Origin of the sequence: Wolbachia endosymbiont (group A) of Paraperithous gnathaulax (genome assembly GCF_964028485.1) — a bacterium.
In the GTDB taxonomy this organism is placed as follows: Bacteria; Pseudomonadota; Alphaproteobacteria; order Rickettsiales; family Anaplasmataceae; genus Wolbachia; species Wolbachia pipientis.
In genome coordinates this window covers 670,954-686,747 of the sequence record NZ_OZ034784.1, presented here as the reverse complement: position 1 = coordinate 686,747, position 15,794 = coordinate 670,954, and the positions used below count along the sequence as shown (strand labels likewise).

The following is a 15,794-nucleotide window of genomic DNA, read 5'->3' as shown; positions in this document are numbered from 1 at the left end:
GCAAGAACTAATATGACATGCAACATTCGTCCTTAGGCATTTGAGGTAAGCTTTGCCTATTCACTTCACATTCATTTAGCCTACTATTAGGCTTTAATACTGCATATGTAATGCCACCAGCAATGGCCCCAACAATCAATGCAGCAGTAGCTGATATTGATAAACTAAGATGAATAGCAGTACATCCAATAGCCACACTTGTCAACATGGTCATTATCCCTACACAGAAACTGGTCTTTATTGCTCTATTAGTTATAGTTAGGTGTTTATTTTCTGTCACTTTTTGATACTGTATCACATTTTTATCATCAGCCAGACTTCCCGAGGTTTTGGGACACTCCCTTACTCGAAGACTAAGATACTTAACTATATCTTTGTAACCATTAGAATCTGCCAAATCGGAAGGAGTCTCACCTCTCAAGTTTTTTACATCAATAGTAGCCTTTTCTTCCTCTACAAGATATTCAACTATATTGTAGCAATTCATTCTAGCAGATTCATGTAATGGAGTATCGCCATTTTTTTCGCTTACTACATTAACATCAGATCCCTTTTCTAACAGAGCTTTAACTATGCCTAAACAGCCCACCTCACAAGCAATATGCAAAGCAGTGCATCCTTCTTCGTTTCGTGCTTCAAAACTAGCTCCTTTGTCTAACAAAAATTGAACTACTTCCAAACGACCACATCCAGCAGCTTCATTTAAAGCAGTATCGCCGTCATAGTTTGTTGCATTAATATCAGTACCTTTGTCTAATAGAGCTTTAACGATTTCTAAGTAACCCTTTCGAGCAGCAATATGCAAGACACATTTGAAACTATTCTTTCGTATGTCAGCATTATTCATTTGGCCCAATAGAGCTTTAACTATTTCTAAGTGGCCCCTCGCTAGCAGCAATATGCAAAGCAGTACAGTCTTCGTTGTTTCGTGCCTCAACACTGGCTCCTTTTTCTAACAGAAATTGAACTACATCTAAGTGACACATTTCAGCGGCAATATGCAAAGGCGTGTTACCATCGTTGTCTTCTGTCTCAACGCTAGCTCCTTTGTTTAATAGATCTTGAACTTTCTCTAAGTGACCATGAAAAGCAAAATTAAGTAAGTCAGTATGTATATTACTTTCGTGTACACAATGCTCATCTTTTTTTAAGTGACTATCGAGCGTAGCTAAATATGAATACGTAATATTTTGATTAACTTGATAAATTGGTATGGTCTGTGTTGCATAAAAACCTTGTTCTTTTGACCGCTTTTCTATTCCATCAACCATACTGTTCTCTTCTAAATCTGCTTGAATATTTATTGGATTAGATACTTCTTTCAATTGATTATTCACAACACTACCTTAACTTAAAAACTTATGTTTTAATTATTACACAATTATTATAATTAGCAATAGTTTTATATTTTTTTCAGAATTACAAATTTATTGTATTCAGATATAGGAAAATACCTTTTGTCTCTAAAAAACATTGCAACCAAGTATTACAAAGATTTCAATTATTTACTTCTTCAAAGATCCCAAAAGATCGTATCTTTGTGAGAACAAGCTACGTAAAAGTAGGGTTATGAAAATAGGAACTTGCAATCTTTGCAACAAAGTTAGGTAAGTTAGTTCGTATGTAAATGTAGTAAAAGTAGGCTAATATAGCTGCTTTTATGGTATAGTAGAATTATTATATAGAAAAGTTCGCACGTATTGAGTGATAGTCCAATCCATCCCAAAACAAACTCTTCTCACGACCCTTGGTTTTGAATGCTGGAAATGGTTGTGTTATTTGAGTTAGTGGTAATTAATGTTAAAGAGTGAAAATTAGTTTATTTGGAAATAAAAGGAAAATTCATTGCAATTCTATATTTAAAATAGAATAAAGCTCTTTTTGCATCATGTATTAATAAAAAAATATATTTTTTTGCGTATCCTTTCGTTTTAATTAATATGAAGTGATATGACACCTAATGTAGAGTTTAAAGATAATCACGGCACATCAATATCAAATTTGGAAAATGTTAAAATTATAACCTTGAGCGATGAGAAAGGTAATAAGTATACTTTAGATGCAAGCAATGGTAGTCTGGAATTAAAATATAAACAAGATGGTCAAGGTGAAATAAGCTATAAAGTAGGAGGTTTAGCGGCAGCTTTTAAAAGTCTACTTGATATGAAAAGTACTAACAATGATGAACATACAGTACTTGAAGAGAAGTTAGCAGAAAAGTCCATAGTGGAGGCGATATTTTATGCAAAAGATTTTGATAAGGGTGATAGAATCTCTAACTTGATACTAGATAGTACATTTTCTAGGCGAGATGTTCTGCCTGCTTACCTAAATAAAAAGGCTGATGTTGAAAATGTATATACTAAGGAAGAAGTAGATGAAGGATTAAATAAAAAGGTTGATGTTGAAAATGTATATACTAAGGAAGATACAGATAGAGGATTTATTTCTCGTGACAGTGACGGAATCAATAGATTAGCAAGGGAATTATTTTATAAACATGATCCCAATGCAACTTCAATTTTAGTTAATACATTAGGGAAGCTTCTTGATGAAAAATATGAAATATATGGTGATAATAAAACAGCAAAAGATTTTTTGGCAGAAAAGGGTAATTTTGCTAAAGCTGATGGCTCTAATATAAAAATTTTAGAATTCACGAAAAAAATACTTGATGCAACAGAGGATATAGGAGATGGGAAAAAGAAATCAATTTTAGTGGAGAAATTAGGCAGATTTCTTGATCAAACTGCTGATAACGAAATGCTTATGATGGTAAGATAGCAAAAGCTTTTTTAGGAGACAAGGGGGTGCAGGGATCAAAAGGTGCAGATGGTCCTCAAGGTCCGGCAGGTAGAGATGGAAAAAGCCCATCAATTGAGGAAGTCGCTGTACAGCTACTTACTGATGAAAATAAAGATATATTGGGAAAAACAGTACTTGATATAACTGATAGCACTGGTCAAAATCTTGCTACTCATGTTGCTAATAAAATAAATCTTAATTCGCAGGATTTTATAAATAAAGCTGATCCAATAAAACTCGCTGAGTTGCTTTTTAATAAAAGTAACTTAGATCAACTTGCAGCCAAAAAGATTGCCGAAGATAAAGTTAGCTCGTATAAGATTTCTGAACTAGTATTTAACGATGCTAAGAATGCACTAGCAGAGAATTATCAGTGGGATCAAAAGAGCTTTATTGAAGATATAATAAAAAATGTCGGCACTTCTAGGTTAGCTGAGTTGTTATTTAATGCTGGCAGTATAGAGAAAGGTGAAGCAAAAAGAATTACTGAAGGGAAGGTTAGCCCTGAAAAATTAGCTGAATATTTGTTTAATGCAAGTGGCTTAGGCGATAATATAGATGAGTCGAAGACGTTAGTCAATAACGTAACTCAGCACCTTTTGAATACCAAGGTAGATGAAATAGGGAAAGCGGTTGTGAAGGATAATGAAAATAGAGAGATCTTAGCAGGTAGTCGTATTTTGCAGGAAGGAGTGGCAGAAAAATTAATTAGTAGCAACACAAATAAATTGGGACAAGCTATTCTGAATGTGAAAAACAAATTTGGTAATGACGCAAAACCTGTGCTGGAAACTCATCTTGCCAATAACAGCAGCTTTCAGGAAGCTGTGGCAGGAAATCAAGATTTAAGGACTGCAGTAACAGCTAATTTTGGGAGCAATAGAGATTTTGCAATATTGTAACAAGAGATCTTAGTGGAGATGAAGAAAGTCTGTTAATTGATAGGCTGCCTTTTTATGAAATTCCAGATGATCCAAATGCTCCGCTTTCTTGGAATTAGTAATGTAATTTTTGCTAGACCAACCGATTCCAAGAAAAATTGTTCTCACGCTTGCTGGTTTTGGGTGCTGGAAATGGTTATATTGTTTAGGTTTTTAACAGTATATATTGCTAAATTAGTAGCAATATATTAAAGACTTTCATCAAAAATTATTCCATAAAAAATTTCTAAATAGGGGTTGATAAGTTTTAAAAATGGAGTATTGTACTGAGTAGGAAAATAGTTTTTTTATATAGTTTATGAAAGATCAAACGAGCCTTACAACGGATTTTACGCATGCTATAGAAAATGACGACTTTAAACGGTTGGAGGAATATATTGATCAACATATTGATAAATATAATGTTAATCGTGAACTTTTAGATAAGTTGCCTTTGCTGTCCTGGGCTGCCTGTAAAAATAGTGTAAATGTAGCTCAACTTCTTCTTAGTATTGGTGCTGATATTGACATTAGATGTGACCAAAATTGGACACCTCTACACTATGCTGTTAGTGCAGGTCAATACGATATGGTTAGATTTCTTGTTGATCAAGGTGCCAGCATTTTAGCTAAGGATAATAATGTTAAGACACCTTTACGCATAGTAAATGAGCTTGGTAACACAGAAGTAGCAAACTTTTTGAGAGCAAAGCTAGATAAATATTTATTTTCTGCTATAGAAAGAAAAGATATTAGAAAGGTTAGTGATTTTCTTGATGGAGGTGCTAATATTGAGGCTAAAGGTATAAACAATCAAACGCCTTTGTGTGTAGCTTCTTGTAAGGGTAATTTGTATGTCCTTAGACTTCTTCTCAGTAGAAATGCTAAGGTTAACGTTCAAGATGATAGTAGAAAAACACCTTTACATTATGCTGCTAGGGAAGGTCATTCAGATGTAGCTGAACTTCTTCTTGGCCGTGGTACTATGATTGATGCTGAAGACTGTTTTGGTATGGCTCCTCTACACTATGCTGCTTACCACAATAGAAAAAATATGGTTAGCTTTCTTATAAAACAAGATGCCAAAATTGAGGCCGTGGATAAAGAAGCTAAAACACCTTTACATTATGCTGCTGGGAAAGGTCATTTAGATGTAGCTGAACTTCTTCTTGACCGTGGTGCTATAATTGATGCTGAAGACCGTTTTGGTATGACTCCTCTACACTATGCTGCTTGCTACAATAGAGAGGATGTGGTTAGCTTTCTTATAAGCCGAGATGCTAAAGTTGAGGCCATGGATGAAGAAGATAAAACACCTTTACATTATGCTGCTGGGGAAGGTCATTTAGATGCAGCTAAACTTCTTCTTGACCATGATTCTATAATTAATGCTAAAGACCGTTTGGGTATAGCTCCTCTACACTATGCTGCTTACTACAATAGAGAGGGTATGGTTAGCTTTCTTATAAGCCAAGGTGCTAAAGTTGAGGCCATGGATGAAAAAGCTAGAACACCTTTACATTATGCTGCTAGGGAAGGTCATTTAGATGTAGCTAAACTTCTTCTTGAATGTGATGCTATAATTGATGCTAAGGACTGTTATGATCGGGATCCTTTATATTATGCTGATTCGTATAATAAATTAGATGTAGTTAGACTGCTTGAAGGTAGGAATGGTGTGAACACTTGTAACCCTCTTACTAATTTTTTAAGTGCATGTATCCATTCCCCTATTGCTCGTTACTTCGGAAGTGTTTGCGTAGAAGGAGCGCCAATTTTATACAGAAGGCAACGTGCCTCTGCAATTGATCACAATGCTTTGGAAGGTAGTTTACGACTCTTCAGTATCTGTAAAGGAGGAAGAGAAGGTATAGATAAAACACGTTTCAATAAAGAGATTAGTTATCTACATGAAAATGCTTATTTGTATGATGTTTTACTGTTACAAGATGAGGAAAATCAAAACACACTTTTGCATGTGGTTATTAAAGAAAATCAGGTTGATCTTGTAAAAGAACTTTTGTGTATTCTTAAGGAGCCATATCGTTCGAATAAGGTGTATAAGTGCAAGTATTTTGAAGATAAGCAAGAAAATGAAAAGCCGCTTTCTAAAGTTATTAATTCTAAGGATAAAGACGGAAAAGATGCAATTACTCTGGCTATTGAAGGTAATGACCCAGAATGTATTTCGGCTCTTTTCAAGTATTTAACTTATGAAAATATTAACAGAAGGAAAGATGTTAAAAGCGATTACACACCTCTACATGAAGCTGTGCGTTCTAGAAGTAGTAACGCAATTAGTGCGCTTCTAAAATCAGAGCATGTAAACGTTGAGCTCATAGATGGAAGATCTTACAGAGCATGGAAATATGTTAATAATGAAGAAACAAAACAATTGTTTATTAGGTATTATAGTGATAAAATTAATGATTTGCGTAAAGAATTAGCACATTGCAATGAAAAATTAGCGCAAGTCGAGTATTTCCTGTGCAGAACAAAACTTGCTTTTGTATGCTCTGCAGCTTTTGGCTCTTGTCTTAATATGTATAAAAATTTTCATGATGCAAGAAGTGGAGATATGCCAGGTGTTACCATTCATCCTCTCTTGTTGTTATTTTCTAGTGCTACAGGTCTAATAGTGTTGTGTAATCATTTTATCGATTTAACACTTTCAAAGTATAAAGAAGAAAGTGTTAGCTTGCAAAAAAAATTGGACAGTTTTAGAGAAGCAAGAGATAAGTTGGAAAATAAATTACTTCATTTTCAAGAAGGTACATCTCAGGGTATTAGGACGAATTCAATTTCTACGCAACTATCTGATTATGATGACGTACCTGGAACATTAGAATCACCTACCTCTAAAAGAGCTTTGAAAGCTCAGCAAAGGTATCCGTTTATAACCTGCCTAAGGAATTTAAGTAGCCTATTTAGTAAGTACATAGAAGTAATCATATTAAAGAAGATATTGGTTTTTGAAGTAAGAGGAGAAAGCTCACAATCTTTGCTCATGTGTCTAAATTGGAGAACCAAGAGAAAGTTTGTTCCACAATAGAGATGTTCAAAAAAGTGTGTCAAATCAAAAAGAAAGTAATAAATTGATATAAAAAGGTGAAATAGAAAACCACTTATTGGCTGAAAGTGAAGAAAATAATAGAAAAAATGGGAGAAATGCAAAGGCTTTACGTACAAGTGCAGATTCATTTGAACTTTTAACACCAAGAGATAGAGAAGGAACCCCAAATAGTCAAAAAAAGGCAAATAAATTTACATCCAGGGCTTGAAACGAAGATTTTAAGCACATTTGCAAGACCAATCGATTTCCAAAAAAATCTTCTCATGCTAGCTGGTTTTTATTGCTGAAAGTGGTTGTATTATTTAGGTTCTTAGTAATATTTAATATTAAATTAATAGTAATTCATTAAAAATTTTCATCAAAAATTATTTCAAAAAAATTTTAAATTAGGGGTTGACAAGTTTTAAAAGTGGAGTACTATTCCTGAAATACATTAGATTACTAATTTTTTATGGTATGTAAGTGTGTGATGGCTAAGGTAATTTTACTTTTGTGAGCGGGCTATGTTATGTGAGGGCATTCCAGAATTCTTGTTTGAGGGAAGATGGTCCTTTCTGTGTTGCTTGAGGAAAGAAAAAAGCTCAGGGTAAGAGTGGCTTGTTATAGTGTGATTGCTTAGTTAAGTTAGGTAAGTTTTTATAAATGTGGAGGGACAAATGACTTTAAACAATGATGATTTATTAGTTAGTGCTGCAGGAGCAGGACGCCTTAGTGACGTTAGAGAACTTCTTGAGAAAGGCTAATATTGAAGCTAGAGATAGTGATGGTTACACATCTTTGCATAGGGCTGCTGAAGGAGGTCATTTAGAGATAATTAGATTTCTTATAGATAAGGGGGCTAACATTGGAGCTAAAAATAAGGATGGTGGAAAACCTTTAGATGTAGCAAATACCTCTCGTCAGTCAGAAGTAGTAAACTTTTTAGGACCAAAGCAAAGTGAGTATGATAGACTTTTATTTGCTGCTGTAGAAAGTGGGAATGTTAGTGAAGTTACAAATCTTCTCAATATTGGAGCTAGTATTGAAGTTAAAGGTGTAGAAAATGCGGAGTTTAGGTTAGCCCGTTATGTAAAAAGAATTATGGAGATGAGTAATTACCATAATGTTCATTCGGAAAAAAAATCTGAGCTTGAAAGGATAAAAGGAGAATTACCAGAGTCAGTAAAGAATGCAGTATTTTCATCGGAGGTATGTATTAAAAGTGTTTACTATAGTAATGAGTATTTATATCCTGCTAGTGATTATCTTAGCCATGATAGGGATAGAAGGAGAGTATTTACTTGGAGGCCAGGGGGCAAAGATAGTTCATGTCAATGGAAATTTGAACCTGAAGGTAACAACATATATATAAAAAGCACTTATTTTAATGAGTATTTATATCCTGCTAGTGATTATCTTAGCCATGATAGGGATAGAAGGAGAGTATTTACTTGGAGGCCAGGGGCAAAGATAGTCCATGTCAATGGAAAATTGAGGATTGTGGATCTACTCGCAAGAAGCGTGATGTACAATATAGTATTACAAAAGAAGCTAAGTGTGATCTATCTTATGATAATGCATCAGACAATTCATCGCAAAGTGACGAAATAGGCTATAACAAAATAGGAGCTACAAGCGGAGCAAGTAAGCCGTCTTCATGGATAGATGCTGTTAAAGGTGTTTTTCAGTTTATCTCTTCCCCTTTAAGGGCTGCGTTGCCTTCATTTTCAGAAAATAGCTCTAGCCGTTCTGGTACAGCAGGAAGTAGCTCCAATCATTCTGATACAGTAAGAAACCCAAATATCCAATATACTAGCCAATTTAGTCGTGAAGTTTGTGCGAGTAATAATGCTAGCTTGATGTTTTTCTTGTTACAAGCTTTTCTAGATAAAAAGTGTCCTCTTCCTAAGTTTTCTGATGTTAATCCTGTAAAGGCTCTTTTTTACACATCGGATATTATAAAGTCGTTCAAGGAAGTATTAGAGAAGCAAGCTGAATCGAAAGGTGGTATAAAAATGCACCGCTTAGATATTAATTTTGAGAAATTATTTGAGAAGATTAATGAAAAAATTAGGAGTGGTGAATTTAATGAAATTTCAGGGATTTTAAAATCATACGCAGAGGAAGCATTGCCTGGTAGAGAACCCGGAGATCCCGGTAGATTAAGTCCGAAAAAGTTTGATAAGTTTATGGCTGAATTTAATAGAAGAATAGACCCAGTAATAAATCAATTAATGCAACAAATGTTAAGCAGATTAGAAGTGAGTGACGTAAAAGAACAATAAATAAGCTTGGAGCCTAAAAGTTATCTAAATAATACTTCTGTTCAATGTCATTTAACTCAAGCTAGAGGTCAAGGTAAAGTATTAATTCCTTAATTTTTGAATTTCATCTATCGAAAGGCCGGTAATTTGAGCGATAACATCAATAGAGACACCGGCCTTAAGTGAGTTCTTTGCCACTTCGATTTTCTCTGCTTTTCTGCCTTTTTCATGTCCGATTTGGATGCCTTCTTCTTTACCTTCTTCTCTACCTTTTTCAGTAGCATCATCAAGTTTTTGAGCGAGGACAGCCTGTTCATCAAGAATACGTTTTATTTCCTGTTCATAGGCAATAAATTCTTTTTCTGACCAGTTGAATCTATTTAGCTCTTCATAGGCCTTTTTAATTATTACATCACTACCTATTATTTTTTCCAGCTCTTCTTCACTAGTCTCATCTGCATATCGAAAAAAATAAACCCATTTTTCAACTATATTTTCCAACTGATCTTCCTTATTCTTTGGAAATTTTGGCAACTCAATAAATATAAAATAGAAATCTTTTAGATCATGCTCATTAGTGTCTTCATCTCGAATAGTATGCTTTGATTTGTACTCAGATTTATTAGGAAACAGTACACAATCTGCTATAGCAATGAAGATAATTTCCTTAAGGTTATGATACTGGTCACCTTTATCAGCTTGCCTTGAGTAAGCTTTAGCAGCATAGTATTGGGCACGTTTTTCAAAGCCTTTAGTTTTAGCGACCTGCATTTCGCAAATGTATTGAGCACCTGTAGAATCTCTACAGAGAACATCAACAATACTTTGCTTTTTAGCGGCGATATCGGGGTCTTGAATAGTACTTAAAAACTCTATATCCTTTATTTCATTTTTACCAGTAAAGCCAAGAATATCATTGAGGAAGTGAATAAGGATATCTCTATTTTTTTCAGTACCGAAGATACGCTTAAACGATACATCATTTTTGGGATCAAGAAACTTAGAAAAAGTCATAAGAAAGAACCTTAAAAAGCATTAATAATTATACATAATTCTGAAGAAATGTTCAAGTTTTTTATTTTTTTAAGTTTTGAATGCGTTGATGAAAAAAATGTCTCCCATAGATGGCTTTAGAATGCTACTACGCACCTTAGACGTCCTTTTGTACATCTTTTATTAACCCTTCTATAAAGCGCCTTAAAAGGCCGGCAAATGGATGCTATGAGTTTGGAGCTGTAGGAGACATCAAAGATACCCTTTTTGGTGTATAAAAATACGAATCTACGACAACATCGTTTAAAGAAATTAGCAGCTATTAATATTTTCTACCTTTTCATAAAAAAATAAACAAAAAAAAATTGAAAATTTGATTTGACTTCACCCAAAAGCTATGGCTTTATGCCAATACTGCTAAGAAAATAACAGTAAACATTTAAAAATAATTTATTATTAGTGAAGGGTATATTATATGAACAATAAGAATAAAAGTAAAGATCGTAAAAAAGAAATAGAGTTCCGAATTGACCTTACCCAGAAAAAGTGGAGAGAAAGAAAAGAGTTTTTTTGGGTAAAATAAAATTTTGGAGGATTAGAAATGGTAAGAGAATATACGGCAGAATTCAAATTGGAAGCTGTTAAACTGGCAAATGAACAAAGAAAGGCAGGTCAAACAATTACAAAAATAGCAAGAGATTTAGGAATAAAGGGTGGTTTATTAGGAAAATGGATGAAGAAATATAACGAAAAAAAGTCAGCGGCAAATGCATTTCCAGGTAGAGGTAACATGGCTCCTTACGACAAAGAGAGGTTTGATTTACAAAGCAAGAGTAACAAGGGAAAGAGACATTTAAAAAAAAGCCCTGGCCAGTCAAAAAGAGTAAAATATTTTTTTATATAGTAACTGCTATAAAGTACAGGAATTATGTAGGATTTTCTGCTAGTGGCTACTATAAGTGGACCACAAGAAAAATAAGCAGTAGAGAATCAGCAAATAAAGAGCTACTCGAAGCTATTCAAAAAATATATCAAGTTTCTAAATGTAGATATGGAGCTCCTAAAATTCATGCTGAATTGAAGGCTTTGGGTAAAAGTTGCAATTTGAAAACGGTGCAAAGTATTATGCAGAAAAATGACATCAGGGCTATACTGAGAAGAAAGTTTAAAATTAAAAAACAACAAACAGATAATAGAGCTGTAGCTCCCAATATACTAGATCAAAACTTTATTGTTGATCAACCAAATAAAGTATGGGATTACTTACATCAAAACCAAGGAGGGATGGCTATATTTGGCAGCAATAATTCTCACGTATGGTAGTTAATGAGTAGTGCAATAAATAAACAATTGGTTATGAACTCTTTATTAATGGCCATTAATAGGCGTAAACCTGTTAAAAATCTACTGCTGCACAGTGACCAAGGTTCACAATATACTGCGCAAGGGTATCAATATCTCTTAGCTGTAAAGAATATAGATGAGTAATAAAGGCTGTTGTTACGACAATTCTGTTGCAGAAAGCTTCTTTAGCTCATTGAAAAGAGAAATACTTATTGATACTTCACAACACTCTGCTCAACACACTAGAACTGCAATATTTGAATACATAGAAATTTTTTATAACAAACAACGTCACTATTAACTATTGCATTCCAGAACAATTTGATGCATCATTCTTTTTGTAAAAAACATTCCACACTTTCTCTCCACTTTTTCTGGGTAAGGTCAAAAAAAACGCCGATATTTTAGTACATAGTAAATAGCCAACCACCACGGGGCTTCTTTTGCCTTTTTTTTATTTGGTAAATTTCTTAATGTTTATGGCTAAACGACAATCGTCATCCCGCTACTTGTTAGCGGGATCTATGCTTTGAGATACTGCGAATGAATCGCGGTATGATGGTTAAGTAAGGGATCTATGCTAAGAGATGCCAAAGACCTTCATGAAACTTTGCCCATTTGGCTTCTCTAAAGATTTCGTTTACAGAATCTAGTAACTCAGCTATGCAGAATAAAAAAAGTTTGTATGGTATACAAATAGTGTGTTTTTTTTATAATTATTTTCTATAATACATAAACCTTTGGTCCAAGCTGTAAATGCCACCATAGGCATTAAAAGTTAATTAACAAACTGCAATGTATAATGAAATAAAGAAACTTGTAAGACTTTGATCTTACAGATTATAAACTTGTCATAAAGTTTAATAGTGTCTGTTACTGCTTTTAGGTGTGAGGCTAGAGGGTTATTAGCAGTAACAGACACTATTAAACTTATTATAGAATTTACTTAAAGTAAATACTTAATTTAAAATATTATAATATTTTTACTTACAATAGATTTATGTAAATGCTTTTTTCCTCAATTAGTATTGTACTATTATACTTGTTGAATGCTAAAAAATTATTAACCATCACTAATCTCTATTTGCATAGTAAGTTTATATATACTATTATACAGTATATCACTTAGTTTTATAGCAAACAAACAAAAGATATGGTGAAGTTATTTGCACTATTGATAATATTTTACTCAAATATATCTGTTGCCTCTGCTCCTACTTCCTGGCAATTTGGATTTCCTGCTCCTGCAACTGAAGTAATGGAGGCTGTAGTTAGGTCACATTCGTTTGTGATGCTTGTGATGGTTACAATAATGCTTTTTGTGTGGGCGCTGCTTGCTTATATAGCGTTTCGCTTTCGTAAAAGCAAAGTAACAAACATAAGTAAAACTACCCATAGTGTTCCTTTAGAAATTATTTGGTTTGTTATACCAACTATCATTGTTGGAATATTAGCCTTTGAAAACGCTAAATTACTGAAGCTACAGGAAGAAATACCGAAAGCTGATATAACACTGAAAGTTATTGGCCATCAATGGTATTGGAGTTACCAATATCCAGAATATCAAGGTGTGTCATTTGATAGTTATATTAAGGGAAAAGAAGACTTTATCGAAGGAGATTTAAAGCTATTCTCTGTTGATAACAACATCATTTTACCCGTTAATACTAACGTTCGTTTACAAGTTACAGCAGGAGATGTGATACACAGTTGGGGAGTACCGGCTTTCGGTGTAAAAATTGATGCGATACCAGGTAGGCTGAATGAGGCGTGGTTTAATATCAAAAAGCCTGGTGTTTATTATGGGCAGTGCTACGAATTGTGTGGTCAAGGCCATGGATTTATGCCAATTGTTGTTGAAGCAGTAAGCAAAGAAGATTTTAATAAGTGGATTGAAAATAGAAAATTAGTGAGTTAAATTTGGAGTATAGATATGAGTGACGTACCAAAGGGCATAAAGCGTTGGTTGTTTTCCACCAATCATAAAGATATAGGGACACTGTACATTATTTTTTCCATATTAGCTGGAATTATTGGTGGATTATTATCGGTGATTATTCGCACTCAGCTAATGCACATTAATATACTTAACAATAACTATCAATTATATAACGTAATGGTTACAGGGCATGCGTTGATAATGGTGTTTTTTATGATAATGCCAGCCCTCATGGGAGGATTTGGTAACTGGTTTGTACCTCTCATGATTGGCGCACCAGATATGGCATTTCCTCGTATGAATAATTTAAGTTTTTGGTTATTAGTGTCATCTTTTATTTTGCTCATTCTCTCAGTGTTTATTGGTGAAGGTCCAGGTACAGGTTGGACTTTATATCCACCTCTATCACAGGTAATGTCCCATCCAAGTGCAGGAGTTGACATTGCTATACTTGCACTTCATGTTGCTGGTATGTCGTCAATTGTTGGGGCGATCAACTTTATAGTTACTATATTTAACATGCGCACAAAAGGAATGTCATTAACTAAGATGCCACTGTTTGTTTGGTCTGTCTTGCTAACAGCATTTATGTTGATTGTTGCCTTACCAGTGCTTGCCGGTGCTATAACTATGCTTCTTACTGATCGCAATATTGGTACTTCCTTTTTTGATCCTGCCGGTGGCGGCGATCCTGTGTTATTTCAACATCTATTTTGGTTTTTTTGGTCATCCAGAAGTTTACGTAATTATTTTTCCTGCATTTGGCATCATAAGTCAGGTTGTATCAACTTTTTCTCACAGACCTGTATTTGGTTACATAGGGATGGTTTATGCAATGATAGGTATAGCAGTATTTGGCTTTATGGTTTGGGCTCACCATATGTTCACTGTTGGGCTTAGTGCTGACGCTGCTGCATTTTTTAGCACTACCACAATTTTTATCGGTGTTATAACTGGTGTAAAAGTCTTTAGCTGGATTGCAACTATGTGGGGTGGAGCAATTGAGTTTAAGACCCCTATGCTATTTGCACTAGGTTTTATTTTCATGTTTGTTGGCGGTGGCATAACGGGAATAATTCTTTCTCATGGTGGAATAGATAAGCTCCTGCACGACACCTATTATGTTGTTGCTCACTTCCATTATGTCATGTCACTTGCTGCATTATTTGGAGCTTTTGCTGGCTTTTATTATTGGATTGGTAAAATGTCGGGTAAACAATATAATGAGCGCTTAGGTCAAATCCACTTTTGGCTTACTTTTATTAGCACCAATATCACTTTTTTACCTCAACATTTCTTAGGATTAGCTGGTATGCCAAGGCGTATACCTGATTATCCTGATGCGTTTATCCCTTGGAATTATATATCCTCAATTGGTTCGTATATGTCCTTTGTTTCAGTTATGTTTTTTGTGTTTATAGTTATACATCTTTTTAAATGGGGCAAGAAAGCTGGAGATAATCCTTGGGAAGGTGACACCTTGGAATGGACGGTATCTTCACCACCGCCTTTTCATACTTTCGAAAAGCCACCAGTGGTAAAATAGAATGTACACAAGTGTTTTGCTAAATGTTGAATCAACAATACTGGATTTTTGGCGTTTGCTGAAGCCAAGGATAATGTATCTTGTGGTATTTACTGCAGTTGCTGGTATGGTTACTGCACCAGGTAGTATGCACCCTTTTCTAGCACTAATATCTCTTATATGTGTTGCTCTTGGCTCAGGATCTGCAGGTGCTATAAATATGTGGTATGACAGAGACATAGATCTGCTCATGGAAAGGACAAAAAACCGCCCTATACCCTCAGGTAGAGTTTCTGCAGAAAGTGCGCTTGAATTTGGTATAACTCTTGGAATATTGTCAGTATTTATCATGGCAATAGCAGTAAACTATATTTCTGCTGCTTTGCTTGCTGTTAGCATATTATTTTACGTTTTCATATATACAATTTGGCTAAAAAGGCGTACTCCGCAGAATATCGTTATCGGTGGTGCAGCAGGTGCTTTCCCTCCAATGATTGGCTGGGCAGCTGTGACTAATTCTGTAAGTTGGGAAAGTTTCATTTTATTTTTAGTAATTTTTATGTGGACTCCACCACACTTTTGGGCCCTATCTTTAAATAAGTCTGAAGACTATGCAAAGGCATCGATTCCAATGTTCAATATTGTTTATGGTCCGGAAAAAACAAGAAAATATATATTAATTTATAGTGTTTTGCTGGTGCTAACTAGCTTGCTTCCGGCTCTATTTTTGAAAAAGGCTTTACTTTATCTAAGCATGGCAACCTTTGAAGGTTGCGTTTTTATTTGGTACGCTGTATCTGTTATGAAGTTCAAGAATCACAGCTCACAGAAAAAAATGTTTTCTTATTCAATTTCTTATCTATTTTCCCTATTCGCCAGTATTATTTTTTGTTCTATTGATTTATTTTAGTTATGAAAGAACGGCAGAAGCATAAAAACTATTTTTTACTTT

14 protein-coding genes and 2 pseudogenes are annotated in these 15,794 nt (G+C 34.4%); 13 read left to right on the top strand and 3 right to left on the bottom strand.

The window, feature by feature from the left end; all coding sequences use genetic code 11:
• Positions 1-7 precede the first annotated feature (7 nt).
• Together ABWU74_RS03630 and ABWU74_RS03625 are read right to left on the bottom strand one after the other, a co-directional pair.
• Complete coding sequence (locus tag ABWU74_RS03630) at positions 8-847, bottom strand: ankyrin repeat domain-containing protein (protein WP_353289192.1); 840 nt, start codon at positions 845-847, stop codon at positions 8-10.
• A 16-nt stretch (positions 848-863) separates the two neighbouring features.
• Positions 864-1,337 (bottom strand): ankyrin repeat domain-containing protein, encoded by a 474-nt coding sequence (locus ABWU74_RS03625; RefSeq protein WP_353289191.1) that lies wholly within the window; start codon positions 1,335-1,337, stop codon positions 864-866.
• A 613-nt stretch (positions 1,338-1,950) separates the two neighbouring features.
• Here ABWU74_RS03625 and ABWU74_RS03620 point away from each other — a divergent pair.
• The 6 genes and pseudogenes from ABWU74_RS03620 (at position 1,951) to ABWU74_RS03595 (ending at position 9,062) form a co-directional block, all read left to right on the top strand.
• On the top strand, positions 1,951-2,784 hold the full coding sequence (locus ABWU74_RS03620) for a hypothetical protein (RefSeq protein WP_353289190.1): 834 nt from the start codon (positions 1,951-1,953) through the stop codon (positions 2,782-2,784).
• 26 nt (positions 2,785-2,810) lie between these two features.
• A complete protein-coding gene (locus ABWU74_RS03615) occupies positions 2,811-3,707 on the top strand; it encodes a hypothetical protein (protein WP_353289189.1) in 897 nt (298 codons plus the stop codon).
• A 337-nt stretch (positions 3,708-4,044) separates the two neighbouring features.
• Positions 4,045-6,777, top strand: coding sequence for an ankyrin repeat domain-containing protein (locus tag ABWU74_RS03610; protein WP_353289188.1), 2,733 nt, complete (start codon positions 4,045-4,047; stop codon positions 6,775-6,777).
• Positions 6,778-6,829: 52 nt separating this feature from the next.
• Positions 6,830-7,049, top strand: a pseudogene (locus ABWU74_RS03605) (transposase); the annotation flags it as partial.
• Between the two features lie 478 nt (positions 7,050-7,527).
• The gene (locus ABWU74_RS03600) at positions 7,528-8,388 is read left to right on the top strand and encodes an ankyrin repeat domain-containing protein (RefSeq protein ID WP_353289187.1); all 861 of its coding nucleotides are present in this window, start codon (positions 7,528-7,530) and stop codon (positions 8,386-8,388) included.
• Between the two features lie 104 nt (positions 8,389-8,492).
• Positions 8,493-9,062 (top strand): hypothetical protein, encoded by a 570-nt coding sequence (locus ABWU74_RS03595; protein ID WP_353289186.1) that lies wholly within the window; start codon positions 8,493-8,495, stop codon positions 9,060-9,062.
• A gap of 81 nt (positions 9,063-9,143) precedes the next feature.
• Here ABWU74_RS03595 and ABWU74_RS03590 read toward each other — a convergent pair whose 3' ends face one another.
• The gene (locus ABWU74_RS03590) at positions 9,144-10,055 is read right to left on the bottom strand and encodes an Rpn family recombination-promoting nuclease/putative transposase (RefSeq protein ID WP_015589128.1); all 912 of its coding nucleotides are present in this window, start codon (positions 10,053-10,055) and stop codon (positions 9,144-9,146) included.
• A 580-nt stretch (positions 10,056-10,635) separates the two neighbouring features.
• On the opposite strand from ABWU74_RS03590, the gene ABWU74_RS03585 reads away from it, so the two are divergent.
• The 7 genes and pseudogenes from ABWU74_RS03585 (at position 10,636) to ABWU74_RS03550 (ending at position 15,752) form a co-directional block, all read left to right on the top strand.
• Complete coding sequence (locus tag ABWU74_RS03585) at positions 10,636-10,938, top strand: transposase (protein WP_209472831.1); 303 nt, start codon at positions 10,636-10,638, stop codon at positions 10,936-10,938.
• Positions 10,923-11,357: an IS3 family transposase gene (locus ABWU74_RS06705; RefSeq protein WP_144078574.1), complete on the top strand. Its 435-nt coding sequence runs from the start codon at positions 10,923-10,925 to the stop codon at positions 11,355-11,357. Before ABWU74_RS03585 ends, ABWU74_RS06705 begins: the two co-directional genes overlap by 16 nt.
• A gap of 3 nt (positions 11,358-11,360) precedes the next feature.
• On the top strand, positions 11,361-11,522 hold the full coding sequence (locus tag ABWU74_RS03570; RefSeq protein ID WP_010082071.1) for a DDE-type integrase/transposase/recombinase: 162 nt from the start codon (positions 11,361-11,363) through the stop codon (positions 11,520-11,522).
• Complete coding sequence (locus tag ABWU74_RS03565; RefSeq protein ID WP_084741697.1) at positions 11,515-11,679, top strand: IS3 family transposase; 165 nt, start codon at positions 11,515-11,517, stop codon at positions 11,677-11,679. Before ABWU74_RS03570 ends, ABWU74_RS03565 begins: the two co-directional genes overlap by 8 nt.
• An 852-nt stretch (positions 11,680-12,531) precedes the next feature.
• Positions 12,532-13,296, top strand: a complete 765-nt coding sequence (coxB, locus tag ABWU74_RS03560) for a cytochrome c oxidase subunit II (RefSeq protein WP_010962498.1) — start codon at positions 12,532-12,534, stop codon at positions 13,294-13,296.
• 15 nt (positions 13,297-13,311) lie between these two features.
• Positions 13,312-14,863 (top strand): annotated as a pseudogene (ctaD, locus tag ABWU74_RS03555) (cytochrome c oxidase subunit I).
• A gap of 1 nt (position 14,864) precedes the next feature.
• A complete protein-coding gene (locus ABWU74_RS03550; protein ID WP_155968887.1) occupies positions 14,865-15,752 on the top strand; it encodes a heme o synthase in 888 nt (295 codons plus the stop codon).
• The last annotated feature ends 42 nt before the right edge of the window (positions 15,753-15,794 follow it).

Coding starts and splice junctions, on each gene's coding strand:
- ABWU74_RS03630 (WP_353289192.1), bottom strand. CDS start 847: ATGAATAATGCTGACATACGAAAGAATAGTTTCAAATGTGTCTTGCAT.
- ABWU74_RS03610 (WP_353289188.1), top strand. CDS start 4,045: ATGAAAGATCAAACGAGCCTTACAACGGATTTTACGCATGCTATAGAA.
- coxB (WP_010962498.1), top strand. CDS start 12,532: ATGGTGAAGTTATTTGCACTATTGATAATATTTTACTCAAATATATCT.
- ABWU74_RS03565 (WP_084741697.1), top strand. CDS start 11,515: ATGAGTAATAAAGGCTGTTGTTACGACAATTCTGTTGCAGAAAGCTTC.
- ABWU74_RS03585 (WP_209472831.1), top strand. CDS start 10,636: ATGGTAAGAGAATATACGGCAGAATTCAAATTGGAAGCTGTTAAACTG.
- ABWU74_RS03570 (WP_010082071.1), top strand. CDS start 11,361: ATGAGTAGTGCAATAAATAAACAATTGGTTATGAACTCTTTATTAATG.
- ABWU74_RS03550 (WP_155968887.1), top strand. CDS start 14,865: ATGTACACAAGTGTTTTGCTAAATGTTGAATCAACAATACTGGATTTT.
- ABWU74_RS03620 (WP_353289190.1), top strand. CDS start 1,951: ATGACACCTAATGTAGAGTTTAAAGATAATCACGGCACATCAATATCA.
- ABWU74_RS03590 (WP_015589128.1), bottom strand. CDS start 10,055: ATGACTTTTTCTAAGTTTCTTGATCCCAAAAATGATGTATCGTTTAAG.